This window comes from Crenobacter luteus (assembly GCF_004345725.1).
GTDB lineage: Bacteria > Pseudomonadota > Gammaproteobacteria > Burkholderiales > Chromobacteriaceae > Crenobacter > Crenobacter luteus.
The window spans coordinates 131,910-158,688 of record NZ_SLXG01000004.1 but is presented as its reverse complement, the minus strand read 5'-3'; the positions used below and the strand labels follow the sequence as shown (position 1 = coordinate 158,688).

The following is a 26,779-nucleotide window of genomic DNA, read 5'->3' as shown; positions in this document are numbered from 1 at the left end:
AAACGATAGTTTGACTGTCGCGCGAAGTGCACGCCATAACTAAATGACAAGGCTCGGCCAACCCCATCGGCATGGCACGCGCCCCAACCCACACGAAGGAGAAACATCACCCATGGACAAGATCTGGCTTTCGCAGTACCAGGCAGGGGTGGCGCACGAGATCGACGTCGACGCGTTCCGCTCGGCGGTCGACGTGTTCGAACGCAGCGTCGCCAAGTTCCGCGACCGGCCAGCGCTGGCGAACATGGACAAGGTGCTCAGCTATGGCGAGCTGGACGCGCTGTCCGGCCACTTCGCGGCTTATCTGCAACACACGCTCAAGCTTCCGCGCGGCGCGCGCGTCGCGGTGATGATGCCCAACCTGCTGCAATACCCGGTCGCGGTATTCGGCACGCTGCGCGCCGGCTGCACGGTGGTCAACGTCAACCCGCTCTACACCCCGCGCGAGCTCGAACACCAGCTCAACGACGCCGGCGCCGAGACCATCGTCATCCTCGAGAACTTCGCCGGCGTGCTGCAGCAGGTGCTGCCGCGCACGCAGGTGAAGAACGTGATCGTCACCGCGATCGGCGACCTGCTCGGCTTCCCGAAGTCGGCGATCGTCAATTTCGTCGTGCGGCGCGTCAAGAAGATGGTGCCGCCGTGGAACCTGCCCGGCCACACGCGCTTCAACGACGCGCTCGCGCTCGGCCAACGCCGGCCGCACGAGCGTGTCGCGCTCGACCATGACGACATCGCCTTCCTGCAGTACACCGGCGGCACCACCGGCGTCGCCAAGGGCGCGACCCTGACGCATCGCAACATCGTCGCCAACATGCTGCAGGCCGGCGAGTGGGTCAAGCCGGCGGTGCGCGAGGGCGAGGAGATCATCGTCACCGCGCTGCCGCTCTACCACATCTTCTCGCTGACCGCGAACCTGATGGTGTTCACCGAAATCGGCGCGCTGAACGTGCTGATTACCAACCCGCGCGACATCCCCGGCTTCATCAAGGAGCTGAAGAAGTACAAGGTCACCGCGATGACCGGCGTCAATACGCTGTTCAACGCGCTCTTGAATCACCCGGACTTCAAGACGGTCGACTTCTCGAGCTGGCGTCTGGTGCTCGGCGGCGGCATGGCGGTGCAAAAGGCGGTCGCCGACAAGTGGAAGGCCACCACCGGCGTCACCCTGGTCGAGGCCTACGGCCTGACCGAGACCAGCCCGGCCGCCTGCATCAACCCGCTCGACCTCAAGGAATACAACGGCAGCATCGGCCTGCCGGTGCCGTCGACCGAGATCGAGATCCGCGACGCCGAGGGCCGTGCGCTGCCGGTCGGCGAGGCCGGCGAGCTGTTCATCCGCGGCCCGCAGGTGATGAAGGGCTACTGGAAACGGCCGGACGAAACCGCCAAGGTGCTCGGCGCCGACGGTTTCCTCGCCACCGGCGACATGGCGGTCGTCGACGCGCGCGGCTTCGTCAAGCTGGTCGACCGCAAGAAAGACATGATCCTCGTCTCCGGCTTCAACGTGTATCCTAACGAGATCGAGGACGTGGTCGCCGCGCTGCCGGGCGTGCTCGAGGTCGCCTGCGTCGGCGTCCCCGACGAGCACTCGGGCGAGGTGGTCAAGGTCTTCGTCGTCAGGAAGGACCCTGCGCTGACCGAGCGCGACGTGATCGAACACTGCCGCAAGAACCTGACCGGCTACAAGGTGCCCAAGGCGGTCGAGTTCCGCAGCGAGCTGCCCAAGACCAACGTCGGCAAGATCCTGCGCCGCGCGCTGCGCGACGAGACCGCCAAGGCCTGAGCCGCCCCGCGCACGACGATCCAGCCCGCCTCGGCGGGCTTTTTCACGACATCCGACCGACAAGAAGCTCGCGCGACGAGCCGGAGCCCGACATGCTGATGCAGCCCTTTTTCAAGCTGATGGCCGACACCAAGGCCAGCGACCTGTTCCTGACGCGCGATGCGCCACCCCACCTGAAGATCGACGGCAAGGTGCTGCCGGTCAACGACAAGCCGCTGTCGGCCGACACCGTCGCGCGGCTGGCGCGCAGCCTGATGAGCGACGCCGAGGCCGCGCGCTTCGAGGCGGAATGGGAGCTCAACGTCGGCCGTCCGGTCGCGGGGCTCGGCAACTTCCGCGTCAACGTGTTCCGCCAGAAGGGCTCGGTCGCGCTGGTGGTGCGCCACATCGCGCCGTCGGTGCCGTCGCTCGAGGCGCTCAACCTGCCGGCCAGCCTCAAGCCGCTGATCGAACAAAAGCGCGGCCTCGTCGTCGTCGTCGGCGCCACCGGCAGCGGCAAGACTTCGACCGCCGCCGCGCTGATCGAGCACCGCAACCGCACGCAGCCAGGCCATATCCTCACCATCGAGGACCCGGTCGAATTCCTCTTCTCGCACGGCCGCTCGATCGTGAACCAGCGCGAGGTCGGCGTCGACACGCAAAGCTACGGCGCCGCGCTGAAGAACGCGATGCGCGAGGCGCCCGACCTGTTGATGATCGGCGAGATCCGCGACGCCGAAACGCTGAACTACGCGATCAACTACGCGCAGTCGGGCCACCTGTGCGTCACCACGCTGCACGCGAACAACAGCTACCACATGCTGAACCGGCTGATCAGCTTCTTCCCGCCGCAAACCCGCGCCGCCGTGCTGATGGATTTGTCGGTATCATTGCGGGCGGTGATCTCGCAGCGCCTGGTGCCGACCGTCGACGGCCGGCTGACGCCGGCGATCGAACTGTTGCTCAACACGCCGCACATCGCCGAGCTGATCCGCACGGGCGAGATCGACCGCATCAAGGAGGCGATCGAGGGCAGCATGAGCGACGGCGCGCAGACCTTCGAGCAGTCGCTGTTCCAGCTCTACCGGGCCGGCACGGTCACGCTCGACGAGGCGCTCCGGCACGCCGATTCGCCGACCAACCTGTACTGGCTGATCAACAACGCCACCGAGACCCCGCCGGCCGGCCGGGCCGCGGCCCCGCAAGCCGCCGCGCCACGCCCCTCGGCCGACTTCGGCGGCTTCACGCTCGATTTTTGATTCATTTGCGCAACCCACCCACCATGACGACTCTTTACGGCATCCCCAACTGCAGCACGGTGAAGAAGGCTCGCCAGTGGCTTTCCGACGCCGGCATCGACTACACCTTCCACGACTTCAAGAAGCAGGGCGCGCCGGCCGACCGGCTCGCCGCCTGGACCGACGCGCTCGGCCTCGCGAAGCTCGTCAACCGCCAGGGCACCACCTGGCGCGGCCTCTCCGACGAGGACAAGGCGCGCGCCGAGGCGCGCGAATCGGCGATCGCGCTGATGCAGGACAAGACCTCGGTCATCAAGCGCCCGGTGCTCGAGCACGACGGCCAGGTTCTCGCCGGCTTCTCCGAAGCGGCCTACGCGGAGGTATTCGGCCGATGAGCGCGACTTTCGAACTGACGAAGGAGCTGATCCGCCTCGACTCGATCACGCCGCGCGACGCCGGCTGCCAGCCCTTGATGATCGCGCGCCTCGAAGCGCTCGGCTTCGTGGTCGAGAACATGCGTTTCGGCGACGTCGACAACTTCTGGGCGCGCCGCGGCACTAGCGGCCCGGTGGTCTGCTTCGCCGGCCACACCGACGTGGTGCCGACCGGCCCGGTCGAGCGCTGGGACTCGCACCCGTTCGAGCCGACCGTGCGCGACGGCCACCTGTTCGGCCGCGGCGCCGCCGACATGAAGGCGTCGCTGGCCGGCTTCGTCACCGCGATCGAACGCTTCGTCGCCGCCCACCCGGACCACAAGGGCTCGATCGCGCTCCTGATCACCTCGGACGAGGAAGGCGTCGCCCACGACGGCACGGTGCGCGTGGTCGACGCGCTCGAGGCGCGCGGCGAGACGATAGACTACTGCATCGTCGGCGAGCCGACCTCGACCGACCGCCTCGGCGACACGATCAAGAACGGCCGCCGCGGCTCGCTGTCCGGCCGCCTGGTCGTCAAGGGCCAGCAGGGCCACATCGCCTATCCGCACCTGGCGAAGAACCCGATCCACCTGTTGGCGCCGGCGCTGACCGAGCTCGTCGCCGAGCACTGGGACGACGGCAACGCCTACTTCCCACCGACCAGCTGGCAGGTGTCGAACCTGAACGCCGGCACCGGCGCGACCAACGTAATCCCGGGCACCGCCGAGCTGAAGTTCAACTTCCGCTTCTCGACCGAGCAGACCGCCGAGACGCTGAAGGCGCGCGTGCACGAGATCCTCGACGCGCACGGCCTCGACTACGAGCTCGAATGGGCGCTGTCGGGCAACCCCTTCATCACCGAGCCGGGCACCTTGACCGCCGCGATCGGCGCCGCGATCGAGCAGGTCACCGGCGTGACGCCCGAGCTGTCGACCAGCGGCGGCACCTCGGACGGCCGCTTCATCAAGCGCATCGCGAAGGAGCTGGTCGAATTCGGCCCGATCAACGCGACCATCCACAAGCTCAACGAGTGCATCCGCGTCGACGATATCGAGCCGCTGTCGCGGGTCTACGAGGAGACGCTCGCGCGCCTGCTGCTCGACTGAGCCCGGCACCAGCACGGTTGGCCGAGCCCCCTCGCGGCGGCTCGGCCAACTTTTTTGCGGCGGCCCAAAGCGGCGCGGCTACGGTAATGCCCGAATTGAGCCGGCATCCGGCTGCGGTTACCATGCCGTCATGGATATCGCCAAAATCGTCATCGCCCTGCTCGTGCTCGTCAACCCGCTGGGCGCCGTGCCGCTCTTCATCAGCCTGACGCCGACCAGCGGCCAGGCCGAGCGCAAGAAGATCGCCAAGACCGCCGCCATCGCGGTCGCCGTCGTCATCGCGCTGTTCGCGCTGGTCGGCGAGGGGCTGCTGCGCTTTTTGGGCATCAGCATCGGCTCCTTCCAGGTCGGCGGCGGCCTCCTGGTGATGCTGATCGCGATCGCGCTGATGAACGCGAAGCCGGCGCCGACCAAGACCACCGAGGAGGAACGCTCCGAGGCCGAGAGCCGCACCAACATCGCCGTCGTGCCGATGGCGATTCCGCTCCTGACCGGCCCGGGCACCATCTCGACCGTCATCATCTACGCGACCACCGCCAAGACCGTCTGGCAGGTCGGCTCGATCGTCGTCGCCGGCGTGGTGGTCGCGACCGCCTGCTACCTCGCGATGACGCTGGCGACGCCGATCTCGCGCCTCCTGGGCCAGACCGGCATCAACATCGTCAACCGCGTGATGGGCATGCTGCTCGCGGCGGTATCGGTCGAGATCGTCGTCGACGGCATCTACCGGCTGTTCCCGATGCTGGGCCCGCACTGAGCACGCCCCCCAACGACAAGGCCGCCCTCGGGCGGCCTTGTCGTTGGGGGCTCAGGCACCGGGGCGCGGCGCGAGCAGCCGGTGGCGGCGCAGCCCGTCGGCCAGCACGCGCTCGACGCCCTCGACCAGCTCGGCCGACGAGTCCGGGTTGACCGTCTCGGTGACGGCGTTCCACACCATGCGCCCCTCGGGCAGGCGGTAGAGCAGCAGCTCGACCACCACGCGCGTCGTCGTCGTCGTGTAGCCCGGCGTCGTGTAGACGAAAGGATAGTAGCTGTAGAAGGAGCGGTAGCCCGGCCCCCAGCCGCCCCAGCCGCCGCCGACGAAGCGGGTTTCCGGCGGGTGGTACTGCCTGACGGTGTCGGTCGACACCAGCCGCACCAAGAGCGCCGCGTCGAAGCCGTCGCGCGCGAGCGCCTCGCGCAACCGCGCCTCCGACACGTCGGCGCCGAGGCCGAGCGCGCCGCCGGACGCGGCCAAGACGCGGTTGCGCTCGGCCAGGCGCAGCGCCAGCTGCCCCTCGACGAAGGCGCGCGTCGTGCCGTCGCGGGCGGCGACGAAAACGGCGAGCCGCTCGACCGCGCCGGCCGCGTCGGCCGGATCGCGCCATTCGGAGCGCACCGTGGTGGACGCGCAAGCGGCCAGCAGCAGCGCCAGCGCCGCCAGAAAGATCCGTTTCATCGCAGCCTCGCCTTCTCGCCGACGCGGCGCGCGCCGTGCTACAGCTTGCGCCGCTCGAACATCGCCTGCGCGAGCGTGCCGGGGTCGACGTACTCGAGTTCGCCGCCGACCGGCATGCCGCGCGCGATCCGTGTCAGTTTGAGTCCGCGGTTTTTCAGCAGTTCAGTGACCACGTGCGCGGTCGCCTCGCCCTCGGCGGTGAAGTTGGTCGCGACGATCACCTCCTCGACCACGCCGTCGAGTGCGCGGTGGAACAGCTTCTCGAGCGCGACGTCGCGCGGGCCGACGCCGTCGAGCGGCGAGATGCGCCCCATCAGCACGAAGTACAAACCGTCGTGGCAGTGCGCCTGCTCGAGCATCAACAGGTCGGCCGGCATCTCGACCACGCACAGCAGGTCCTGGCGGCGCGACGCGTCGGCGCACAGATTGCACACCGGCGTCTCGCTGAAGGTGTTGCAGCGCTCGCAGTGCGTCAGGTTGGAGAGCGCCTTATCGAGCGCGCGCGCCAGCCGCTCGGCGCCGGCCTTGTCGCGCTGCAGCAGGTGAAAGGCCATGCGCTGCGCCGACTTGGGCCCGACGCCGGGCAAGACCTTGAGCGCGGCGATCAGCGAGTCGAGCGAGGGAGGATTTTTCATCGCGTCTCCACAACAAAAAGGTTGGCCGAGGCACCCGGCCTCGGCCAACCTTCAATCGAGATCCGGAAGCGGCCGGCGATCAGAACGGCAGCTTCATGCCCGGCGGCAGGTTCAGGCCGGCGGTAAAGCCGGACATCTTCTCCTGCGTGGTGGTCTCGACCTTGCGCACCGCGTCGTTCAGCGCTGCGGCGACCAGGTCCTCGAGCATTTCCTTGTCGTCGGCGTCGCCCGACAGCAGGCTCGGGTCGATCGCGACGCGCTTGACCGCGTGCTGGCAGTTCATCACCACCTTGACGAGGCCGGCGCCGGCCTGGCCCTCGACCTCGATATTGGCCAGTTCTTCCTGCGCCTTCTTCATGTTTTCCTGCATCTGCTGGGCCTGCTTCATCAGGCCGGCGATTCCGCCTTTGCCGAACATGGTGTCACTCCTGCATGGGTTGGATGGTATCGGTCAGCAGCACGGCGCCGAATTCGCGCTCGAATGCCTTGACCACGGGGTCGTTTTCCAGCGCGGCGCGCGCGGCGGCCTGTCGCTCGTCGCGGTGGCGCGCGCGCCGCAGCGCCGGGGTTTCACCGATCGCGGCGTCGGTTTCGATCTGGATCTCGACCGGCTCGCCGAGCACGGCCGCGATCGCATCCTTCAGTTTCTGCACCGCCTCGCGGCCGGCGCCGGGATGATTGGCGAAGGCCGGCGCGATCGCCAGGTGCCAGCAGCCGGCGTCGATACGCTTCAGCACCGCGTTCTCGAGCAGCATGCGCGCCATGCCGAGCCGGCTCGCCGCGGTCTTCATCAGGTGGTCGGCCAGCTCGAGCCAGTCGCCGCTGAAGGTGAACGGCGCGGCGGGCTGCGGCGTTGCGACCGGCTCGGCCGGCCGCTCGGGCGCGGGGCGTACCGGACGGGACGGCGTCGACGCGGGCGCGCGCGGCGAGACTTCCCACTCGTCGGGCGGCGGCACCTCGTCCAGCCACGGCGGCACGTCGGCATCGGCGCGGCGCGGCGCGGCCGCTTCGGACGCCGGCGGCGCGATTGGTGGCGCAGGCTCGGGTTCGGGTTCGGGCGCCGGCTCCGCCGCGGGCTCGGCCGAGCGCGCCACGTTGGCCGATGGCATGGCGGCGACCGCTTCGCCGCGCGCCGGCTGCGACGCCGGCGCGGCGGGCTGGGCCGCTCGCGCCGCTGGCGCCCGGGTAGCGCCGGCGCTCGCCCCCGGCAGGCTCGCCGGGTGGAAGGCCAACATCCTGAGCAGCGTCATCGCGAAGCCGGCGTGCTCGTCGGGCGCCAGCGGCAGGTCTTTGCGGCCGTGCACGGCGATCTGGTAGTACAGCTGCACGTCCTCGGGCGCGAGGCGCTCGGCCAGCGCGACGATCGCGTCGCGCTCGGGCTCGTCGGGCGCCAGCGCCGCCAGCACGGTCTGCGCGAGCGCGACCTGGTGCAGCAGCAAGGCGAGCTCGGCGAGCGCATGGTCGAAGCCGACCGACAGCTCGGCCAACCTGTCGGCCTCGGCCAACAGCCTCGGGCCGTCGTTGTCGGCCAGCGCGTCGAGCAGCGTGAACAGGTAGCGGCGGTCGATCGCGCCGAGCATCGCGCGCACGCCACCCTCCTCGACCCGGCCGACGCCGTAGGCGATCGCCTGGTCCAAGAGCGACAGCGCGTCGCGCATCGAACCGGCGGCGGCGCGGCCGAGCAAGGACAGCGCGCCCGCCTCGTAGGGCACGCCCTCGGCGTCGAGCACATGCGCGAGGTGGTCGGCGACCTGCTGCGGCGTCATGTTGCGCAAGGAGAACTGCAGGCAGCGGCTCAACACCGTGACCGGCACCTTCTGCGGGTCGGTGGTGGCGAGGATGAACTTGACGTGCGCCGGCGGCTCCTCGAGCGTCTTCAGCATCGCGTTGAAGGCGCTCTTCGAGAGCATGTGCACCTCGTCGATGATGTAGACCTTGAAACGACCCGACGACGGCGCGTACTGCGCGTTTTCCAGCACCTCGCGGATGTTGTCGATGCCGGTGTTCGACGCGGCGTCGATCTCCAGAAGGTCGACGAAGCGGCCGGCGTCGATGTCGCGGCAGGCCGCGCAGACGCCGCACGGCTCGGCGCCGGCGCCGGCCTCGCAGTTGAGGCTCTTGGCGAGGATGCGCGCGATGGTGGTCTTGCCCACGCCGCGCGTGCCGGTCAACAGGTAGGCGTGGTGCAGGCGGTTTTCCGCCAGCGCGTTCGACAACGCGCGCACCACATGCCCCTGGCCGACCAGGTCGGCAAAGCGCTTGGGTCGCCACTTGCGGGCAAGGACTTGGTAGCTCATGGCGGCGGATTCTACCTTATTGGCCGGCGCGCGCGACACCGGCGTCGCCGGCGTACTTCGCCTCGCGGATGCGCTCGGCCAACTCCTGCGCCGCCTTCGCGTACAGCGTGCTCTTGTTGTAACGGGTGATCGTGTAGAAATTGTTCAGGCCGAGCCAGTACTCGGTCACGCCCGGCGCGGTTTCCAGCGGCACCAGCACCGCCCTCACCTCGTCGCGCACCGGCGCCTGCGGCACGACGCCCATCTTTTTCAGCTCGCCGACGGTGTAGTGCAGGTTGAACTTGTCGGCGACCAGCGCGTCGATCTGCGGCCCCGGCGTCACCTGCGCCGGCACCACCACGTCGTCGCCCTTGATCCAGCCGTGGACGCTGAAGTAATTGGCGACGCTGCCGATCGCGTCGGTCGCGCTGCCCCAGATGTCGCGACGGCCGTCGCCGTCGAAGTCGACCGCCCACTTGCGGAAGCTCGACGGCATGAACTGCGGCAGCCCCATCGCGCCGGCGTAGCTGCCGACGAAGCCCATCGGGTCGCGGCGCTCCTCCTTGGCCAGGAGCAGGAACTCGGTCAGCTCGTTGCGGAAAAAGGCGGCGCGGCGCGGGTAGTCGAAGCCAATGGTGGCGAGCGCGTCGACGACGCGAAAGCTGCCCATGTTCTGGCCGTAGCGCGTCTCGATGCCGATGATGGCGGCGACCATCTCCGGCGGCACGCCGTAGCTCGTTTCGGCGCGCGCCAGCTGCGCGGCGTTGGCGCGCCAGAACTCGACGCCGGCGGCGACCAGCCGGTCGTTGACGAAGCCGGGGCGGAACTGGTGCCACGGCCGCGACGTCGACGGCCTGTCGAGCGCGCGGATGATGGCCGGCTTGGATTCGACGTTGGCGAACACCGCCTCGAGCTCCGGGCGCGCGAAGCGGCCGGTCGCCACCTGCTCGTCGATATAGCGCTGCACGTCGGCGCGCAGCAGCAGCGCGGCGTCGGCGAAGACGGCCGGCGCGGCCAGGAGCGCCAACAGGGCGCCGAGAATGCGGGACAGGCGGGTCATGAAAATCCTTTGCGTTGCGGATGGGCCGCGCCCGACGGCGCGCGGCGCCTCATTCGGGATAGGAGAGCGCGCTGCCGACCAGGCGCGCGGTGATGTCGACGATGGGGATCACGCGCTCGTAGGCCATGCGCGTCGGGCCGATCACGCCGAGCGTGCCGACCACCTGGCCGTTGATGCGGTAGGGCGCGGCGACCACCGAGCAGTCGCCGAGCGTCATCACGCCCGATTCCTCGCCGATGAACAGGCGCACGCCCTGCGCGCCGCGGCTCTGGTCCAGGAGACGCAACAGCTCGGTGCGGCGCTCGAAGGTGTCGAACAGCTCGCGCAGCCGCGTGCGGTCTTCGGACAGCTCGTCGACGTCGAGCAGGCGGTTCTCGCCGGCGATCACCACCGCATCGGCCGGGTCGGACAGCGAACGTTGGCCGAGCCGGATCGCCGCGCTCATCAGCGTGCTGATGTCGCTCTGCAACTGGCGCAGCTCGACCTCGATGCGCGCCGCGACGCTCGACAGCCCCTGGCCGGCGTAGTGCGCGTTCAGGAAATTGGCCGCCTCGACCAGCTCGCTCGGGGCATAGTCGCGCGCCGTGGTCAGCAGATGGTTCTGCACGTCGCCGTCCAGCGTCACCAGGATCAGCAGCACGCGCTTCTCCGACAGCCTGAGGAACTCGATCTGGCGAAAGGCGACGTCGGGGCGCTGCGGCGTCACCACCACGCCGGCGAAATGGGTCAGGTCGGACAGCAGGTGCGAGGCGGCCTGCGCGAGCTTTTGCGGGCTGTCTGGCACCAGACCGAGCGCGATCTGGTCGACCTCGGGCGCGGCCAGCGGCTGGATCGCCAGCAGCCGGTCGACGAACACGCGGTAGCCGCGCGCGGTCGGGATACGGCCGGCCGAGGTGTGCGGACTGGTCACCAGCCCCATGTCCTCGAGGTCGGCCATCACGTTGCGGATCGACGCCGGCGACAGTTCGAGCCCCGGCAGGCGCGACAGCGTGCGCGAGCCGACCGGCTGGCCGTCGGCGATGTAACGCTCGATCAGCGTCTTGAGAAGGATCTGTGCGCGCTCGTTCAACATGCCGTTCATTGTGGCATACCTGCCGTCGAAGGGGGAATGCGCCGGCGCCGGCGCGGCCTTGTCGCGCCGGGCCCCATATGGAGTAAAGTGGGCACGGGCGCGCATTCCTCAAGTCGCGCCCGCGCAGGCGGTTTTGATTTTGTGCGATAATCAAGCGACACCCTCGTACCTCGACTCAAATCTTGTTTGGAGAAAGCATGGCGGACGATAAAAGCAAGGCGCTGGCGGCGGCGCTCGCGCAGATCGAAAAGCAGTTCGGCAAGGGCTCGATCATGCGCATGAGCGACAACCAGATCACCGAGAACCTGCAGGTGATCAGCACCGGCTCGCTCGGCCTCGACCTCGCGCTCGGCGTCGGCGGTCTGCCGCGCGGCCGCGTGATCGAAATCTACGGCCCGGAATCGTCCGGCAAGACCACGCTGTGCCTGCAGGTAGTGGCCGAAGCGCAGAAGCTCGGCGGCACCTGCGCCTACATCGACGCCGAGAACGCGCTCGACCCGGTCTACGCGCAAAAGCTCGGCGTCAAGGTCGACGAGATGCTGATCTCGCAGCCGGACACCGGCGAGCAGGCGCTCGAGATCGCCGACATGCTGGTGCGCTCGGGCGGCGTCGACGTGATCGTGGTCGACTCGGTGGCGGCGCTGGTACCCAAGGCCGAGATCGAGGGCGAAATGGGCGACTCCCACGTCGGCCTGCAGGCGCGGCTGATGAGCCAGGCGCTCCGCAAGCTGACCGGCAACATCAAGCGCACCAACACGCTGGTGATCTTCATCAACCAGATCCGCATGAAGATCGGCGTGATGTTCGGCAACCCGGAGACCACCACCGGCGGCAACGCGCTGAAGTTCTACGCCTCGGTACGCCTCGACATCCGTCGTATCGGCGGCATCAAGAAGGGCGAGGAAGTGGTCGGCAACGAAACCCGCGTGAAAGTGGTGAAGAACAAGGTGTCGCCGCCCTTCCGTCAGGCCACCTTCGACATCCTGTACGGCGAAGGCATCTCGCGCGAAGGCGAGATCATCGACATGGGCGTCGAGCACGAGATCATCAACAAGTCCGGCGCCTGGTACGCGTACAACGGCCAGAAGATCGGCCAGGGCAAGGACAATACCCGCCAGTGGCTGCGCGACAATCCGGACGTCGCCCGCGAGATCGAGGCCAAGATCCGCGAGAAGGTCGGCGTCAGCGTCGCGATCACCGAGGGCGTGCGCGACGAAACCGACGGCGAACTGGCCGACGACCTGATCTGAACCCGATGAAGCCGACCGGCAAAAGCCTCAGGGCCCGCGCCGTCGACCTGTTGTCGCGGCGCGAGTATTCGCGCCGCGAACTTTTCGCCAAGCTCGCGCCGCACGCCGACAGCGCGGCCGAGGTCGACGCGCTGCTCGACGAGTTGGCCGAGCGCGGCTGGCAGTCCGACACCCGCTTCGCCGAGCAGACCGCCTCGAGCAAGGGCCAACGCTACGGCAGCCGGCGCCTCGCCGCCGAGTTGCGCGACAAGGGCGTCGCGGCAGAGACGATCGAACAGGCTCTGGCCGGGCAGGATGACGTCGCGCTGGCCCGCGCGCTGTGGCGGAAGAAGTTCGGCAAGAAGCCGCAAAGCCGCGAGGAATGGGCCAAGCAGATGCGCTTTCTCGCCGGGCGCGGCCTGCCGATGGACGCGATCCGCCGCGCGCTGGACGGCGTCGACGCAGACGATTTCGCCGCGTCCGACCACGACGACTGAGGCTCGGCCAACCCTCCCCGCTCATCCCGGCGCTTGCGGCAACGCAGCAGCCTTGCCACAATCGGCCCGATACCCCCGATTTTTTGCGCCCCGGCCGAGCGGCCGCGCGCGCTGTTTTCTGGATTGCGACCGTATAACGATGAAAACCTCCGAAATTCGCCAGAAGTTTCTCGACTTCTTCGCGAGCAAGGGCCACCAGATCGTGGCCTCCAGCTCGCTGGTGCCGGGCAACGACCCGACGCTGCTGTTCACCAACGCCGGCATGAACCAGTTCAAGGACGTGTTCCTCGGCTTCGACAAGCGTCCGTACAGCCGCGCGACCACCTCGCAGAAATGCGTGCGCGCCGGCGGCAAGCACAACGACCTCGAGAACGTCGGCTACACCGCGCGCCACCACACCTTCTTCGAGATGCTGGGCAACTTCTCGTTCGGCGACTACTTCAAGCGCGACGCGATCCTGTACGCGTGGGAATTCCTGACCTCGCCCGAGTGGCTCGGCCTGCCGAAGGAAAAGCTGATGGTCACGGTGTACGCCACCGACGACGAGGCCTTCGAGATCTGGAACCAGGAAGTCGGCGTGCCGGCCGACAAGATCGTCCGCATCGGCGACAACAAGGGCGCGCCGTACGCGTCCGACAACTTCTGGACCATGGGCGACACCGGCCCGTGCGGCCCGTGTACCGAGATCTTCTACGACCACGGCCCGGACATCTGGGGCGGCCCGCCCGGTTCGCCCGAGGAAGACGGCGACCGCTTCATCGAGATCTGGAACAACGTGTTCATGCAGTTCAACCGCGACGAGACCGGCACGATGCACCCGCTGCCCAAGCCGTCGGTCGACACCGGCATGGGTCTCGAGCGCATCTCGGCGGTGCTGCAGCATGTGCATTCGAACTACGAGATCGACCTGTTCCAGAGCCTCTTGAAAGCCGCCGCGCGCGAAGTCGGCGTGCCGTTCAGCCAGGACGTGCCGAGCCTGAAGGTGATCGCCGACCACATCCGCGCCTGCTCCTTCCTGATCGCCGACGGCGTGCTGCCGTCGAACGACGGCCGCGGCTACGTGCTGCGCCGCATCATCCGCCGCGCGATCCGCCACGGCTACAAGCTCGGCCAGAAGGGGCTGTTCTTCCACAAGCTGGTCGCCGACCTCGTCGCCGAGATGGGCGACGCCTATCCGGAACTGCGCGAGCGCCAGGCGGTGATCGAGGACGCGCTCAAGCAGGAAGAAATCAAGTTCGCCGAGACGCTCGACAAGGGCATGGCGCTCTTGGAGGCCGCGCTCGCCAAGGGCGAGAAGACGCTCGACGGCAAGACCGCCTTCCAGCTCTACGACACCTTCGGCTTCCCGCTCGATTTGACCGCCGACATCTGCCGCGAGCGCGGGCTGGCCATCGACCAGGCCGGCTTCGACGCCGCGATGGCAGCGCAGCGCGCGCAGAGCCGCGCCGCCTCCACCTTCAAGATGAGCGGCAACGTCGACTACGACGGCGCCGACACCTGCTTCAACGGCTACGACTCGGTCAGCGTCGACGCGCGCGTGCTGGCGCTCTACCGGGGCAACGAAGCGGTACAGGCGTTGGCCGAGGGCGACGAAGGCGTCGTCGTGCTCGACAACACCGCGTTCTACGCCGAGGGCGGCGGCCAGGTCGGCGACACCGGCGAGATCTCGGTCGCCGGCGGTGTGGCCGCGCTGTTCGACGTGACCGATACCCAGAAGCTGAAGGCCGCCGTGTTCGGCCACAGCGGCCGCGTCGCACGCGGCAAGTTGTCGGTCGGCGACAGCGTCACCGCCACCATCGACCTGCACAAGCGTCACGCCACCGCGCGCAACCACTCGGCCACCCACCTGTTGCACGCTGCGCTGCGCAAGGTGCTCGGCGAGCACGTCGCGCAGAAGGGCTCGCTGGTCAACCACGAGCGCACCCGCTTCGACTTCGCGCACACCGGCCCGGTCAGCGCCGACGAGATCGCCGAGATCGAGCGCGTCGTCAACCATGTGATCGCCGCCAACTACGACGTGTCGGCCACGCTGATGCCCTACGACGACGCGATCCGCGCCGGCGCGATGGCGCTGTTCGGCGAGAAGTACGGCGACGAGGTGCGCGTGCTGAAGATGGGCGACTTCTCGACCGAGCTGTGCGGCGGCACCCACGTCAAGCGCACCGGCGACATCGGCTTCTTCAAGATCGTCGCCGAGGGCGGCGTGGCCGCCGGCGTGCGTCGCATCGAGGCGGTCACCGGCGAGGGCGCGCTCGCCTGGGTGCAGACCCAGGAAGGCGAGCTGCGCGAAGCCGCCGGCCTCGTACAGGCGCAGCCGGGCGAACTGGTCGGCAAGCTGGCCCGCCAGCAGGAGCAGCTCAAGGCGCTCGAGAAGGAAGTCGCCGCGCTCAAGAGCCAGATGGCGCTGTCCAGGCTCGACGAGTTGCTCGCCTCGACTACCGACAAGGACGGCTACAAGCTGTTGGTCGCCCGCCTCGACGGCGTCGACGCCGCGACGCTGCGCACGCTGTCCGACAAGCTGCGCGACCGTCTCGGCAGCTCGGCCGCGCTGCTCGCCTCGGTGGTCGACGGCAAGGTTGCGCTGCTGGCGACCGTCAGCAAGGACCTGACCGCCCGCTTCAAGGCCGGCGAGCTGGTCAACCACGTCGCCCAGCAGGTCGGCGGCAAGGGCGGCGGCCGCCCCGACATGGCGCAGGCCGGCGGCACCGAGCCGCAACACCTCGACGCCGCGCTGGCGTCGGTGGACGCCTGGCTGTCGGGCAAGTAAACCCTTCCGCGCCACGCAAAACGCCGCTTCGCAGGAAGCGGCGTTTTTTCATCGGCGCAGCTCCTGCCACGCCATGCTGCCCCGTCGCCCCGGCCCCCGGGCGCCGCGAACCCGGTGCTACAAGTCCCAGCGCAGGGCAAAGGTCGTGACCGCCACGTCGCCGCGCCGTCCCGAGACCTCGGCCCTGGGGATGTGGCCGACCTCCAGGGCCAGCCGGCGGTACTGCAGACTGAGCAGCGGCAGCGCGCCGACGCCGTCGACGCCCGAGCCGTCCAGATAGCCGACGAGCACGCCAAGCCCCGCCTTGAAACGGCCGACCAGCTCCCACTCCTTGCGCCAGCCGCCGGCGAAGAAGTAGGCCTCCTCGCGGTAGGAGTCGTAGTAGCTGCCCCCGCGCACCAGCCAGCGCCCCCAGGACCGCTCGCCCGGCGACCACTCCAGCCCCAGCCCAGGGTTGCTTTCGTTGAACGCGCACTCGAAGCGCGTTTCGTCGCACTTGCCATGCTTCGACGCCCCGAAAATCAGCACCGAGACATCGGCATGAGCCATGCCCACCCACGAGAACAGCAATGCCAGCAGGATTTTCACTGCGCCTTCTCCTCGGCCAACCCGTCAAAGCCTTCGACATCCATCGCCCACTCTTCCCTTCAGGGCAAGTCCCAACGAAGCGAAAACGTCGTTACCGACACGTCCCGCTCAAGGCCAAAATCGTTGATAACCGGTACATAGCCCACCTCAAGCGCCAGGCGTCGATAACCGATACTCAAGATAGGCAACAATCCAACGCCATTGTCTTCGCCAGAACCATTTATATAGCCTGCTTGAATACCCAAACCGACCTTGACCCCTCCACCAACCGACCACTCACGTCTGGCTCCTGCCATCAGGAAATATGCAGCCTTGCTGAATGAATCTTTGTAGCTTCCGGCCCTGACCATGGGACGCCCCCACGTGTACTCCGCGGGAGACCACTCCAGCCCCAGCCCGGGGTTAAATTCGTTGAAAAAGCACTTCTCGTTTTTCTTGTCACAACCGCTGTGCTTGGAGGCTCCGAAGATCAGCAGAGCAGTGTCGGCCTGCGCCAACCCCATCCACACGGACAAACAGACCATCATCAACGCTTTCATGCTTCGCCCTCCCCAAGGAATCTGGCAGCCCGATCAAAGCAAAGAAGACACGACCTGTTTGTTAATTAGTCTAACAAGATCAGAAACGCCATATTGAAAATTGCAAAGCATGAAATATTCATTTCGCACAGCGATGCATACGCCGAGGGTTCACCACCGCCAGCTGCGCCAAGCGCACCCGGATGCAGCAAACACTCACGCCACCACCCCATGGCGGGGCCTGGTCCGCGCTGATGCGATCACTAAGGGGAGAGAGAAGAAAGAAAAACGACCGCGATGGACGAGGTGCCGTCTGGATCAGCCGCGCTTGACGCGGTTCAGGTCACAGCGCGTCGGCGTCAGCGTCGCCTTGAGGAAGTCGAGCGCGACGTCGGGCTTGGCGTCGCCGCACATGAAGATGTCGACCGCGGCGAAGCCGTGGTCGGGCCAGGTATGGACGCTGATGTGCGACTCCATCAGCAACAGTACGCCGGTGACGCCGTTGCCGGCGCCGAAGTGGTGGAAATGGCCGAACAGCACGATGGCGCCGGCAGCCTTGGCCGCCTGCCTGAGCAGGGCCTCGAGGCGGTGCGGATCGGTCAGCTTCGCGGCGGGAACGCCATGCAGGTCGGCCAGCAGATGCCAGCCGGTTGGCGGGGGTGACTTGCGATTTGGACTCATGGCTGACCCGCTCCGCTCGAGCTGGCACCGTCTCGCTCGTCACCGTTGCTCCGGCCGCGCGAGCCGGTCCGCTCGTCCACCGTGTTGAAAGGCATGCATGAAGATCGGGCCACCGCCATCCCCCCGCAAAACAGGAACACGATCCGTATCACCGACCCTCGGCACCCGGCCGCCCAGTCTGCCCACCCCCTGGCAAGGCTGGCCGCACGGCGACGGTCGGGCGATCTCTTGCAATTACTATCGAACACCAGCGGCAGCTTGATAAGGAGATAAATGATCGCCGACATGGCCGAACGGACCTGATTCGCTCCGATACGCGGCGTTGCCGCGGCTTTATGATGACGCCGTTGTGAGGGCCGGCCTCGGCCAAGCGTCTCGTTCCGAGGCGGCGCGACCTTTCCAGCGGACGCTCGCCCCGCAAATGCTGCCCGTCACGGCAAACGGCCACCCGCTTCCTCAGCCTGGCCCGGCATCATGCTCGCGGAACGTCGCCGTCGCATCGAGCGTGCGGCGCACCGGGCAGCGCGCCGCCGCCGCGAGCAGCACGCGCCGCTCGATTGTCGACAGCGCGCCGGACAGCGCCACCTCGTAGTCGTAGACCGGCGCCCCGGGGTGGCAGCGGTCCAGCCACACCTTCACCGTGACGTCGGCAAGCGCGATGCCGCGCCGTTCGGCGACCATGCGGACCGTCATGCTCATGCAGGAGGCCAGCGCCGCCTCGAGCAATTCGTGCGGCGAAAATCCCTCGCCGCCGGCGCCGGTATCGGCCCGCGCGGTGTCGCGGCCGTTGTCGAGACGCGTGCGCCAGCCACCGGGTTCCGGGGTCGCGACGATCATGATGCCCTCCTGTCGCCGGCCGGCGCGCCCTCCCTGGCAGCGCAGCGTCGGCCGGCACAGCGACGAACGTTGCCACCAACCCGGTATAGGCGCTCAGGCGCGCCGCGCCAAAGCGGTCCATCGCCTCGCCGCGGTCGGTCAGCAAGCCTCGGCCAACCTTGCATGGCTTGGCCGAGGCTTTCGTAGACACGTATACAGGCGGTCGTACGGACCCGGGTCACGGCGCCGGCTCGAGCCGCGCGAGCACGCCGTCGTCTTCGTCGGTCAGCAGGTAAAGGTAGCCGTCCGGGCCGTCGCGCACGTCGCGGATGCGGCCGAGCACGCCGACCAGCAGCCGCTCCTCGCCGACCACCCGGTCGCCGGCCAGCTTCAGCCGCACCAGCATCCGCTCGCGCAGCGCGCCGGCGAACAGGTCGCCGCGCCAGCCGGGGAAGCGCGCGCCGCTGTAGAAGGCGAGCCCCGACGGCGCGATCGAGGTCGGCCCCCAGACGTGCAGCGGGTCGCGGAAACCCGGCAGGCTGGTGGCCTCGCCGATGCGGGCGCCGGTGACGTACTGCCGACCGTGCGTGACCCTGGGCCAGCCGTAGTTGGCGCCGGACGCGAGCAGGTTCAGCTCGTCGCCGCCCTGCGGGCCGTGCTCGGTCAGCCACAGCCGGCCGACCGCGTCGCGCGCCAGCCCCTGCGGGTTGCGGTGGCCGAGCGTGTACTTCTCGGCCAGCCAGCCGGCGCGGTTGCGGAAAGGGTTGTCGAGCGGCACGCGGCCGTCGTCGGACAGCCGGATCACCGAGCCGGCGTGGTCGTCTGGCCGCTGCGCGCGCGGCATGTCGCCGCGGTCGCCCAAGGTCAGGTAGAGGTAGCCGGCGCGGTCGAAGGCCAGGCGGCCGCCGAAATGGTGGCGCGCGCCGGACTTGGGTTGCATGCGGAACAGCACCTCGACGTCGCGCAGGCTGCGCCCGACCAGCCGGCCGCGCGCGAGCTCGGTGCCGACGCGGCCGCCGCTGCCGGCGACGTAGGACAGGTAGACCCAGCCATTGCGCGCGAACTGCGGATGCAGCGCGACGTCGAGCAGGCCGCCCTGCCCCTCGGCGACCACCGCCGGCACGCCGGACACCGGCGCCGGGTCGAGCCGGCCGTCGGCGCCGACCAGCCTGAGCCGGCCGGCCCGCTCGGTGAGCAGCAGGCGGCCGTCGGGCAGGAAGGCCAGCCCCCACGGGTGCTTGAGCCCGCGCGCGAGCACGCGCACCGTGAAGCGCGCCGCCTCGCTGTCGTGGACGGTCTGCGACTCGGCCGAGCTGGCGCCGGCGACGCACAGACTCAACAGGATGCCCGCCAGCGCTTTCATCCTCTCCCTCCGTGGTCCGGCGGCGGCTCAGTGCAGCTTCAGCGACGGGCGCGCGATGCCGCGCAGCTTGTCGCCGCAGTAGAGCAGCACGGCCATCAGCCGGCCGTGCACCACCGCCTGGTGCATGCGGTACAGCGACGCGTAGATCAGCTTCGCGCCGCGCCCTTCCACATGATAGTTGCGCTGCGGACCGACCACGGCGGCGAGGCTGCCGACCGCCGCGTGCTTGCCGAGCGACACCATCATGCCTTGCGGCTTGAACACGAACGGCGCCACCGTGGCGCCGCGCAAGCGCGCGGCGAGCGCGCCGGCCAGCCACTTGGCTTCCTGGTGCGCAACCTGGGCGGTCGCCGACAGCGTGCGCTCCGAGTCGCCGTCCGGCGCGCAAGAGCAATCGCCGATCGCGTAGACGCGCGCCTCGCCCTCGCACAAGAGGTCTCGGCCAACCTTGAGCTGGTTGATGCGGTTGACCGCCAGCCCGTCGAGCGTCGCCAGCCACGCCGGCGCCTTGACGCCGGCCGCCCACACGGTGACGTCGGCCTTGACATGGCGGCCGTCGGCGAGGTCGACGCCGTCCGCGGTCACCGCCGCGACGCGGCTATTGGTCAGCACGCGGATCTGCCGGGCGGCGAGCTTTTCCTCGGCGTAGCGCGACAGCGACGGCGGCGCGGCGATCAGGATGCGGTCGGCGCCTTCGATCACGCTGATCTCGACGCGCTCGGGCGACAGCCGCGAGCCGTACTGGTGCAGCTCGCGCATCGTGTGGTTCAGTTCGGCCGCCAGCTCGACGCCGGTCGCGCCGCCGCCGACGATGGCGATGCCGAGGCGCCGCTCGGGGTCGGGGCCGGCGCTGACCGAAAACGCGAGCTCGAGGATGCGGCGACGCAAGCGCTCGGCGTCGTCGGGGTTGTTGAGAAACATCGCGTGCTCGGCGACGCCCGGCGTGCCGAAGTCGTTGGCCTGCGAGCCAACCGCGAGCACCAGATAGTCGTAGGGAATCTCGCGCGCGCCGCTCAGCAGCGTGCCGTCGCGCCCGTGGATGGCCGAGACGCGCACCACCTGCCGCGCGCGGTCGAGCGCCTCCATATAGCCGAACTCGAATTCGTAGCCGTTGCGGTAGCCGTGCGCGAAGTAGTTGACCTCGTCCTCGCCGGTGTTGAGCGCGCCGGTGGCCACCTCGTGCAGCAGCGGCTTCCAGATATGGGTCGGCGACCCGTCGACGAGGATCACCTGCGCCTCGCGGCGCGCGCCGACGGTGCGGCCCAGCCGCGTCGCCAGCTCCAGCCCGCCGGCGCCGCCGCCGACGATGACGATTCTCGGCCTCTTGCTTGTATTGCTCATTGCGATCATCCCAGTCAGTAAGAATTCTTGTCTGGGCACAGCTTACACGCCCGGCGCGCGGACGCAACGCTTCACGCCAAGCGACATAACAATCCGGCGCGCCGCGACAACGCCTGCGCGGCGGCGATGCTCCGACGACGCGCCGTCGCGCAACACGGCAGCCACAGCAAACCCCGCCGTAGCGGGGTTTGCTGGCGCGGCAAACGCGCGCGGGCTCGGCCAACGCTTCGGGCCGCCCACGCGCCCGCCCCCTGCGGCTACCTGGCCTTGAGTGCGCGCGGCGCGAACGGCAGCACCCTGGCGGAGTGCGTCTGCTCGTGGCGCGTCAGCGGCGAGCCCTCGTTCAGCACGCGGTGCAGACGCCAGAACGCGGTCCACATCAGCCGGTTGGCCAGCACCATCGCGTGCATCGGGTTTTTCGCGCTCTGGCGCGTCAGCTCGATCAGCGACAGCGTCTGCTCCAGCCTAGGCCGGTGCTCGGGCGGCGCGGCGTCGACCTCGGCGCGCAGCAGGCGACGGCGCAAGGCCTCGAAGGCGCCGGGGTCGCGGCGGTAGAGCTCGGCGAGGGTGTCGAAGTCGGGCAGGACGGGAACGGGATGGTCTGGCATGGCGGCGACCTTTCGCGACGGGGGGATCGCGCGGCCGGAACCGCGAACCCCGTTTAAACAGCGTTACCATTCCGTTTAAAAATAGCCGAGAAAAAACGCCACGGGGCCGCCGTGGCGTGTTTGCGCGGCAAGAAGCGCCGCTAGCCCGCGCACAAGCGCTCGAGCGCCGACGGGTCGGAGACGAGCGGGTTGCCGGCGCCCTGCAGGCGTGCGATGCGCGCGTCGCGCCGCCGCTCCCAGTCGTCGACCGGATAGGTGCGCGCCCACGCGCACCACAGCCGCAAATCCTGGCGGCTCATCGCGAGACCGTAGCGGTTGTGCATGTAGAGGCTGATGCGCGCCACGCGGCCGCGTACTTCTTCGCGCGGCTGGACGCGGCGGTTCTTGAAGTCGACCACCGTCGTGCACTGGCCGTACATCGGCTCGGGTTCGCGCGTCCACGCGCCGAAGGCGAAGTGGCCGCGGTCGCCGTTGACCTCGCCGATGGACGGCACGAGGTTGTGCAGGTCGCCCTCGGCCACCCGGTAGACGTCATCGTTGGCCGAGCAGTGCTTGCGCCCGCCGTCCTTCCAGCACTGGCGCTGGTGGCCGATCGTCCAGGCCGGCACCACGTGCTCCCACTCGAGCCGCGCGGCGCGCTGCGGATTCTTGCGCGGCACGTAACCGCAGCTCTCCAGGTCCATCTGCTTGCCCCGGTAAGCGCAGCCGCAGTAGAAGTCCTCCTCCATGCCGGCGAACACGCGCGGCAGCACCTTCTTGGCAGAGTCGAAGTCGCGGTGGCCGACCGCGTCGCGCCCGCTGACGAGCTCGACCGCCTCGGGCGGCGGCGTGTCGGGGCGCACTACGTCGCCCATCGTCGCGATCGCCTCGCTGGCTGCCGTCGTGGCCTCGCCCAGCCATTTCTCCGCCTTGTTCAGACAACCGGTCAAGGCCAGCGACAGCGTGACCGTGATGAAGAGTGCGCGCATTTCCCCGCCCGTGAATCGAAAAGCGCGAACCCTACCGCCTGCCGGCCGTCAGGACAAGTCGCTTTTCGCCGATGCGCAGACTTTCTGCCGGAATAAATGATTAAGGAATGTCAGGACGGCGCCGCGCCCCCGCGCTTGACGCGGGTCAAGAGCGGCCGGATTCCGGCTCGCCGGCGCCATCGCGCTGGGCTATAGCAATGGAGTCGGGGGCGACGCGGTCTGGCCGCGCCCTTCGCCCGCCGACGGGAAGCGGCACACCCTGCCGCGCCGCAAGTCCCGCGTACCGCCGCCAAAGCAGACCCGACGTTCGCTGCGCGGCGGCCACGCGCAAGCAGGGCGCCGGTGGACGGCGCGCTGGACGTGACCGGGCGGTGCGGCACGAACGCGGCATCACGCCGCCCACCGGAGCAAGACCATGAGCTACAAAAGCCTGCTGCTGCACGTCGATAGCGGCCCGCGCGCCGCCGCGCGCGTCGCCGTCGCGCTGTCCTTGGCCGAGGCCTTCGACGCCCACCTGACCGGCCTGTTCGTCGCACCGTCGCCGCTGAACGACGCCGGACTGCCGCTGTCGCCCTACCACTCGACCGGTGGCGCCTCGGCCAACCCGGTCGAGGCCAGCGCGGCGCGCGCGCGCGAAACCTTCGAGAACGCCGCGCGCCAGACCGGCTTCGCGCGCTTCGAATGGCGGCAGTACATCGGCGCGCCGATCGAGGACCTGGTGCTGAACGCGCGCTACCACGACCTCGTCATCCTCGGTCAGGGCGACCCGGTCGCGCGCGTCGACGCGCTGCCGGCCGACTTTCCGCAGACCATCGTGCTCGCCGCCGGCCGGCCGGTGCTGCTGATCCCGCACAGCGGCGAGTTCGGCCTGCCCGGGCGACGCGCGCTCATCGGCTGGGACGGCGGCCGCGAAGCCTGTCGCGCGCTGACCGACGCGCTGCCGCTGCTGGCGCGCAGCGAGCACACCCGCGTGCTGACGATAGACGCCCGCCCCGGCGGCGCGCACGGCGAGCGACCGGGCAGCGACGTCGCGCTCTACCTGTCGCGCCACGGCATCCAGGTCGAGACGATGAACGACTACGCCGCCAGCGTCGACGTCGGCAACCTGCTGCTGTCGAACGCGGCCGACACCGGCGCCGACCTGATCGTGATGGGCGCCTACGGCCACTCGCGGCTGCGCGAGATCGTGCTCGGCGGCGCGACGCGCACCGTGCTGCAGTCGATGACCGTGCCGGTGCTGATGTCGCACTGAGGCGCGGCGCGCTCAGCGCGCCGGCCGCCGCAGCAGCCAGTAGGCGAGCCCGCCTATCGCCACGCCCCAGAACGCCGAGCCCAGGCCGGCGACGCTCATGCCCGACGCGGTGGCGAGGAAGGTGACGACGGCCGGCTCGCGGTGCTCCTCGTCCTGCAGCGCGCCGACGAGGTTGGCCGAGATCGCGCCGACCAGCGCGAGGCCGGCGAGCACCGCGACGAAGGCCTTGGGCAGCACGACGAAGAGCGCCACCAGCGCGGCCGAGAACAGGCCACCGACGAGGTAGAAGACACCGTTGGCGAGGCCGGCCACGTAGCGGCGCGACGGGTCCTCGTGCGCGTCGCGGCCGGTACACAGCGCCGCGGTGATCGCCGCGACCACGATGGTGATGCCGCCGAAGCAGGCGACGGCGGCCGAGGCGAGGCTGGTCGTCACCAGCACCGGGCGCGCCGGCACCGCGTAGCCGGCGCCGCGCAGGATGGCCATGCCCGGCAGGAACTGCCCGGTCAGGCTGACGATGACGAGCGGGATCGCGAGGCCGAGCGTCGCCTGCCAGCTCCATTCGGGCGCGACGAACACCGGCCGGGTCAGGCTGAACGCGACGCCGGAAGGCGCGCCGACGCCGGGCAGCGACAGCAGCACGCCGCTCAGCAGCACCAGCACGACGCAGTAGCGCGGCAGCCAGCGCCGCGACACCAGGTAGGCCAGCACCATCCCGGCGCCAAGCAGCGGCGCGGCCGCGGCCGACTGGAAGGCCTGGACGCCGAACTGGAACAGGATGCCCGCCATCATCCCCGCCGCGATGCCGCGCGGGATGCGCCGGACGAGCCGGTCGAAACACCCGGACCAGCCGACGACGAAGATCGCCGCCGCCGCGACCAGGTAAGCGCCGACCACCTGCGACAGCGGCATCGCCGGGAACAGCGTCACCAGCAGCGCTGAACCCGGCGCCGACCAGGCGGTGATCACCGGCGTGCGCGTCCGCCAGCTCAGCCAGACGCCCGACACCGCGGCGCCGATCGAGATCGCCCAGATCCAGGACGACACCACCTCGGCGGGGAAGCGGCCGGCCTCGGCGGCCTGAAAGAAGATCGCCAGCGGGCCGGCGTACGACACCAGCACGGCGAGGAAACCGGCGGCGGTCGCCGACAGCGACCAGTCCGCGACAAACGACGCGCGGCGCGGCGGCGTGGCCAGCACGCCCTCCTGTTTCGACGACATCGGACCTCCCGGAACGCGACGACCGCCGCACGGGGGCGCGGCGGTCGCAAGGAAAAACGAGACCCATGGCCCCGGCACGGGGCGGGACGACGGGCTCAGCCCTGGTCGCCACCGCCGACCGGCAGCACCGTGCCGGTGATGTAGGACGCCTCGTCGGACGCAAGGAAGAGGATGGCGCCGACCTGCTCGTCTATCGTCCCGTAGCGGTGCATCAGGCTGGAGGCGATCGTCTGGTCGACGATGCCCTGGTACCAGACTTTTTCCTGCTCGCTCATCGGCGCCGCGTTGCGCGGCACCTTGCGCGGCGGCGCCTCGGTGCCGCCGGTGGCGACCGCGTTGACGCGGATACCGTCGCCGGCGTGCTCGAAGGCGAGGCTGGCGGTCAGCGCGTTGACGCCGCCCTTGGCCGCCGAGTACGGGATGCGGTAGATGCCGCGCGTCGCGATCGACGACACGTTGACGATGACGCCGGCCCGGCGCGCCATCATCGCCGGCAGCACCGCGCGGCAGCACCACAGCGTCGGGAACAGCGAGCGACGGATCTCGGCCTCGATCTCTTCCTCTTCGTATTCCTGGTAGGGCTTGGCCCAGATCGTGCCGCCGACGTTGTTGACGAGCACGTCGACGCGGCCGAAGGCCTCGAGCGCGGCGGCGACCACCCGCTGCGCGCCGGCGTAGGTTTCGAGGTCGGCCGTCACCACCAGCGCCGTGCCGCCCGACGCCTTGATCTCGCCGGCCACCTCGTGCACCAGCTCGGAGCGGTCGGCCAGCACCACCCGCCCCCCTTCCCCGGCGGCCGCGAGCGCGACGCCGCGGCCTATCCCCTGCGCCGCGCCGGTGACGACGACGACCTGGTTCTGAAAGCGTGCCTGTTTTCGCATGGTTCAGGCCTCGCTGCTCGCCGAGAATTTCTCGTAGTAGAAGTTGGCCGGCGCGACGCCGGTCTCGTTCAGCCACTGGCGCACCGCGTCGACCATCGCGACCGGGCCGCACAAGTAGACGTCGACGTCGCCGCCGTTCAGCCACTCGGGCTCGACGTGCTGGGTGACGTAGCCCTTGCGCGGATGGTCGCTGCCGGGCGCGACGACGCAGGTGCGGTAGTCGAACTGCGGCAGCCTGACGCGGGCGGCCTCGAGGGCGTCGATGGCGACGAGGTCGACGTCGTGGGTGACGCCGAACACCATGCGGACCGGCTGCGCGCAGCCGGCCTCGGCCAACACCTCGAGCATGGACAGGAAGGGCGCGATGCCGGTGCCGCCGGCGAGGAAGAGCGCCGGACGCACCAGCTCGCGCAGGTAGAAGCTGCCGTAGGGGCCGGCGAAGGAGATCGCCTGGCCTGGCCTGGCGTCGTGCCCCAGGTACTGGCTCATCCGGCCGCCGGGCACGTCGCGCACGACGAAGGCCGCCTGCGCGGCGCCCGGTGCCGAGCTGAACGAGTAGGAGCGGGAAAGCCCGGTGCCCGGGATGCCGACGTTGACGTACTGGCCCGGCAGGAAGCCGAGCGCAGCCGGGTCCTCGAGGTCGATCGCGAAGCCTATGGTCGACTCGGACAGCCGCTCGACCGCGGCGATCACGCCCTTGTGGGTCGCGACGCCGGTCTTGCAGGCGGCCGACGAGGCCGGGATCCTGACCACGCAGTCGGAGGTCGGACGGGTCTGGCAGGCAAGGATGAGCCCCTGGGCGGCCTCCTCGGCGGTCAGCGCGTCCTCGACATAGCTGGATTCCGGCAGCTCGTAGCTGCCCGATTCGCACGCGCAGCGGCAGGCGCCGCAGGCGCCGTCGCGGCAGTCGAGCGGGATGTTGACCTGCTGGCGATAGGCGGCGTCGGCCAGCTTCTCGTTCTCGTTGCAGGTGATGAAACGGGTGACGCCGTCTTCGAATTGAAGTGCGATTTGGTAGCTCATGGCTCTTGCTCCTGCCGTAC

Annotated in this window: 26 protein-coding genes; 9 read left to right on the top strand and 17 right to left on the bottom strand. The window is 69.3% G+C overall.

Annotated features, from left to right (window positions below; all coding sequences use genetic code 11):
- The first annotated feature begins 112 nt into the window (after positions 1–112).
- From EV683_RS04340 to EV683_RS04320, 5 genes are all read left to right on the top strand, one after another.
- On the top strand, positions 113–1,786 hold the full coding sequence (locus tag EV683_RS04340) for a long-chain-fatty-acid--CoA ligase (RefSeq protein ID WP_131861956.1): 1,674 nt from the start codon (positions 113–115) through the stop codon (positions 1,784–1,786).
- Positions 1,787–1,878: 92 nt separating this feature from the next.
- Entirely contained in the window at positions 1,879–3,024 is a 1,146-nt protein-coding gene (locus tag EV683_RS04335; protein ID WP_131861955.1) for a PilT/PilU family type 4a pilus ATPase, read from the top strand.
- Between the two features lie 23 nt (positions 3,025–3,047).
- Positions 3,048–3,398, top strand: coding sequence for an arsenate reductase (locus EV683_RS04330; RefSeq protein WP_066613975.1), 351 nt, complete (start codon positions 3,048–3,050; stop codon positions 3,396–3,398).
- Entirely contained in the window at positions 3,395–4,525 is a 1,131-nt protein-coding gene (gene dapE / locus EV683_RS04325; RefSeq protein WP_131861954.1) for a succinyl-diaminopimelate desuccinylase, read from the top strand. The genes EV683_RS04330 and dapE overlap by 4 nt, the downstream gene beginning before the upstream one ends.
- Before the next feature lie 130 nt (positions 4,526–4,655).
- A complete protein-coding gene (locus EV683_RS04320; RefSeq protein WP_066613970.1) occupies positions 4,656–5,282 on the top strand; it encodes a MarC family protein in 627 nt (208 codons plus the stop codon).
- Between the two features lie 51 nt (positions 5,283–5,333).
- On the opposite strand, the gene EV683_RS04315 is transcribed toward EV683_RS04320, so the two are convergent.
- The 6 genes from EV683_RS04315 to hrcA form a co-directional block, all read right to left on the bottom strand.
- Positions 5,334–5,963 carry a hypothetical protein gene (locus EV683_RS04315; RefSeq protein ID WP_131861953.1) on the bottom strand — a complete coding sequence of 210 codons (630 nt, stop codon included), beginning with the start codon at positions 5,961–5,963 and terminating at the stop codon, positions 5,334–5,336.
- 38 nt (positions 5,964–6,001) lie between these two features.
- Positions 6,002–6,598, bottom strand: a complete 597-nt coding sequence (recR, locus tag EV683_RS04310; protein ID WP_131861952.1) for a recombination mediator RecR — start codon at positions 6,596–6,598, stop codon at positions 6,002–6,004.
- A gap of 79 nt (positions 6,599–6,677) precedes the next feature.
- Complete coding sequence (locus EV683_RS04305; RefSeq protein WP_066613967.1) at positions 6,678–7,016, bottom strand: YbaB/EbfC family nucleoid-associated protein; 339 nt, start codon at positions 7,014–7,016, stop codon at positions 6,678–6,680.
- A 4-nt stretch (positions 7,017–7,020) separates the two neighbouring features.
- Entirely contained in the window at positions 7,021–8,895 is a 1,875-nt protein-coding gene (dnaX, locus tag EV683_RS04300) for a DNA polymerase III subunit gamma/tau (RefSeq protein WP_131861951.1), read from the bottom strand.
- A gap of 16 nt (positions 8,896–8,911) precedes the next feature.
- A complete protein-coding gene (mltB, locus tag EV683_RS04295; RefSeq protein ID WP_066613966.1) occupies positions 8,912–9,934 on the bottom strand; it encodes a lytic murein transglycosylase B in 1,023 nt (340 codons plus the stop codon).
- Between the two features lie 49 nt (positions 9,935–9,983).
- A complete protein-coding gene (gene hrcA / locus EV683_RS04290; RefSeq protein ID WP_331709428.1) occupies positions 9,984–11,015 on the bottom strand; it encodes a heat-inducible transcriptional repressor HrcA in 1,032 nt (343 codons plus the stop codon).
- Positions 11,016–11,203: 188 nt separating this feature from the next.
- Here hrcA and recA point away from each other — a divergent pair, with 188 nt between their 5' ends.
- From recA to alaS, 3 genes are all read left to right on the top strand, one after another.
- A complete protein-coding gene (gene recA, locus EV683_RS04285) occupies positions 11,204–12,256 on the top strand; it encodes a recombinase RecA (protein WP_066613962.1) in 1,053 nt (350 codons plus the stop codon).
- A 5-nt stretch (positions 12,257–12,261) separates the two neighbouring features.
- The gene (gene recX, locus EV683_RS04280; protein ID WP_131861950.1) at positions 12,262–12,732 is read left to right on the top strand and encodes a recombination regulator RecX; all 471 of its coding nucleotides are present in this window, start codon (positions 12,262–12,264) and stop codon (positions 12,730–12,732) included.
- Positions 12,733–12,871: 139 nt separating this feature from the next.
- Positions 12,872–15,499, top strand: coding sequence for an alanine--tRNA ligase (alaS, locus tag EV683_RS04275; protein WP_131861949.1), 2,628 nt, complete (start codon positions 12,872–12,874; stop codon positions 15,497–15,499).
- A gap of 117 nt (positions 15,500–15,616) precedes the next feature.
- Here alaS and EV683_RS04270 read toward each other — a convergent pair whose 3' ends face one another.
- The 8 genes from EV683_RS04270 to EV683_RS04235 all read right to left on the bottom strand — a co-directional run bounded on the left by EV683_RS04270 (position 15,617) and on the right by EV683_RS04235 (position 22,382).
- On the bottom strand, positions 15,617–16,087 hold the full coding sequence (locus EV683_RS04270) for a hypothetical protein (RefSeq protein WP_131861948.1): 471 nt from the start codon (positions 16,085–16,087) through the stop codon (positions 15,617–15,619).
- Positions 16,088–16,146: 59 nt separating this feature from the next.
- Positions 16,147–16,626, bottom strand: a complete 480-nt coding sequence (locus EV683_RS04265; RefSeq protein WP_131861947.1) for a hypothetical protein — start codon at positions 16,624–16,626, stop codon at positions 16,147–16,149.
- Between the two features lie 297 nt (positions 16,627–16,923).
- Entirely contained in the window at positions 16,924–17,286 is a 363-nt protein-coding gene (gene speD / locus EV683_RS04260) for an adenosylmethionine decarboxylase (protein ID WP_066614269.1), read from the bottom strand.
- A gap of 456 nt (positions 17,287–17,742) precedes the next feature.
- Positions 17,743–18,123, bottom strand: a complete 381-nt coding sequence (locus tag EV683_RS04255) for an OsmC family protein (protein ID WP_131861946.1) — start codon at positions 18,121–18,123, stop codon at positions 17,743–17,745.
- A gap of 217 nt (positions 18,124–18,340) precedes the next feature.
- Positions 18,341–19,465: a PQQ-dependent sugar dehydrogenase gene (locus EV683_RS04250; protein WP_131861945.1), complete on the bottom strand. Its 1,125-nt coding sequence runs from the start codon at positions 19,463–19,465 to the stop codon at positions 18,341–18,343.
- 27 nt (positions 19,466–19,492) lie between these two features.
- A complete protein-coding gene (locus EV683_RS04245) occupies positions 19,493–20,806 on the bottom strand; it encodes an NAD(P)/FAD-dependent oxidoreductase (RefSeq protein ID WP_066614275.1) in 1,314 nt (437 codons plus the stop codon).
- A gap of 257 nt (positions 20,807–21,063) precedes the next feature.
- Positions 21,064–21,414, bottom strand: a complete 351-nt coding sequence (locus EV683_RS04240) for a DUF3135 domain-containing protein (protein WP_131861944.1) — start codon at positions 21,412–21,414, stop codon at positions 21,064–21,066.
- Between the two features lie 140 nt (positions 21,415–21,554).
- A complete protein-coding gene (locus EV683_RS04235; protein WP_131861943.1) occupies positions 21,555–22,382 on the bottom strand; it encodes an endonuclease in 828 nt (275 codons plus the stop codon).
- A gap of 415 nt (positions 22,383–22,797) precedes the next feature.
- Here EV683_RS04235 and EV683_RS04230 point away from each other — a divergent pair, with 415 nt between their 5' ends.
- Positions 22,798–23,634, top strand: a complete 837-nt coding sequence (locus tag EV683_RS04230) for a universal stress protein (protein ID WP_131861942.1) — start codon at positions 22,798–22,800, stop codon at positions 23,632–23,634.
- A gap of 12 nt (positions 23,635–23,646) precedes the next feature.
- On the opposite strand, the gene EV683_RS04225 is transcribed toward EV683_RS04230, so the two are convergent.
- The 3 genes from EV683_RS04225 to benC form a co-directional block, all read right to left on the bottom strand.
- Positions 23,647–24,855, bottom strand: a complete 1,209-nt coding sequence (locus EV683_RS04225) for a benzoate/H(+) symporter BenE family transporter (protein ID WP_131861941.1) — start codon at positions 24,853–24,855, stop codon at positions 23,647–23,649.
- Positions 24,856–24,950: 95 nt separating this feature from the next.
- Positions 24,951–25,736 (bottom strand): 1,6-dihydroxycyclohexa-2,4-diene-1-carboxylate dehydrogenase, encoded by a 786-nt coding sequence (locus EV683_RS04220; RefSeq protein ID WP_066614282.1) that lies wholly within the window; start codon positions 25,734–25,736, stop codon positions 24,951–24,953.
- A 3-nt stretch (positions 25,737–25,739) separates the two neighbouring features.
- The gene (benC, locus tag EV683_RS04215) at positions 25,740–26,759 is read right to left on the bottom strand and encodes a benzoate 1,2-dioxygenase electron transfer component BenC (RefSeq protein ID WP_131861940.1); all 1,020 of its coding nucleotides are present in this window, start codon (positions 26,757–26,759) and stop codon (positions 25,740–25,742) included.
- Positions 26,760–26,779: the final 20 nt, after the last annotated feature.

Coding starts and splice junctions, on each gene's coding strand:
- EV683_RS04335 (WP_131861955.1), top strand. CDS start 1,879: ATGCTGATGCAGCCCTTTTTCAAGCTGATGGCCGACACCAAGGCCAGC.
- EV683_RS04240 (WP_131861944.1), bottom strand. CDS start 21,414: ATGCCAGACCATCCCGTTCCCGTCCTGCCCGACTTCGACACCCTCGCC.
- EV683_RS04220 (WP_066614282.1), bottom strand. CDS start 25,736: ATGCGAAAACAGGCACGCTTTCAGAACCAGGTCGTCGTCGTCACCGGC.
- EV683_RS04245 (WP_066614275.1), bottom strand. CDS start 20,806: ATGAGCAATACAAGCAAGAGGCCGAGAATCGTCATCGTCGGCGGCGGC.
- EV683_RS04225 (WP_131861941.1), bottom strand. CDS start 24,855: ATGTCGTCGAAACAGGAGGGCGTGCTGGCCACGCCGCCGCGCCGCGCG.
- EV683_RS04315 (WP_131861953.1), bottom strand. CDS start 5,963: ATGAAACGGATCTTTCTGGCGGCGCTGGCGCTGCTGCTGGCCGCTTGC.
- dapE (WP_131861954.1), top strand. CDS start 3,395: ATGAGCGCGACTTTCGAACTGACGAAGGAGCTGATCCGCCTCGACTCG.
- EV683_RS04255 (WP_131861946.1), bottom strand. CDS start 18,123: ATGATCGTCGCGACCCCGGAACCCGGTGGCTGGCGCACGCGTCTCGAC.
- EV683_RS04230 (WP_131861942.1), top strand. CDS start 22,798: ATGAGCTACAAAAGCCTGCTGCTGCACGTCGATAGCGGCCCGCGCGCC.
- EV683_RS04320 (WP_066613970.1), top strand. CDS start 4,656: ATGGATATCGCCAAAATCGTCATCGCCCTGCTCGTGCTCGTCAACCCG.
- alaS (WP_131861949.1), top strand. CDS start 12,872: ATGAAAACCTCCGAAATTCGCCAGAAGTTTCTCGACTTCTTCGCGAGC.
- EV683_RS04340 (WP_131861956.1), top strand. CDS start 113: ATGGACAAGATCTGGCTTTCGCAGTACCAGGCAGGGGTGGCGCACGAG.
- EV683_RS04330 (WP_066613975.1), top strand. CDS start 3,048: ATGACGACTCTTTACGGCATCCCCAACTGCAGCACGGTGAAGAAGGCT.
- benC (WP_131861940.1), bottom strand. CDS start 26,759: ATGAGCTACCAAATCGCACTTCAATTCGAAGACGGCGTCACCCGTTTC.
- EV683_RS04265 (WP_131861947.1), bottom strand. CDS start 16,626: ATGAAAGCGTTGATGATGGTCTGTTTGTCCGTGTGGATGGGGTTGGCG.
- recA (WP_066613962.1), top strand. CDS start 11,204: ATGGCGGACGATAAAAGCAAGGCGCTGGCGGCGGCGCTCGCGCAGATC.
- recR (WP_131861952.1), bottom strand. CDS start 6,598: ATGAAAAATCCTCCCTCGCTCGACTCGCTGATCGCCGCGCTCAAGGTC.
- speD (WP_066614269.1), bottom strand. CDS start 17,286: ATGAGTCCAAATCGCAAGTCACCCCCGCCAACCGGCTGGCATCTGCTG.
- mltB (WP_066613966.1), bottom strand. CDS start 9,934: ATGACCCGCCTGTCCCGCATTCTCGGCGCCCTGTTGGCGCTCCTGGCC.
- hrcA (WP_331709428.1), bottom strand. CDS start 11,015: ATGAACGGCATGTTGAACGAGCGCGCACAGATCCTTCTCAAGACGCTG.
- EV683_RS04305 (WP_066613967.1), bottom strand. CDS start 7,016: ATGTTCGGCAAAGGCGGAATCGCCGGCCTGATGAAGCAGGCCCAGCAG.
- EV683_RS04235 (WP_131861943.1), bottom strand. CDS start 22,382: ATGCGCGCACTCTTCATCACGGTCACGCTGTCGCTGGCCTTGACCGGT.
- recX (WP_131861950.1), top strand. CDS start 12,262: ATGAAGCCGACCGGCAAAAGCCTCAGGGCCCGCGCCGTCGACCTGTTG.
- EV683_RS04250 (WP_131861945.1), bottom strand. CDS start 19,465: ATGAAAGCGCTGGCGGGCATCCTGTTGAGTCTGTGCGTCGCCGGCGCC.
- dnaX (WP_131861951.1), bottom strand. CDS start 8,895: ATGAGCTACCAAGTCCTTGCCCGCAAGTGGCGACCCAAGCGCTTTGCC.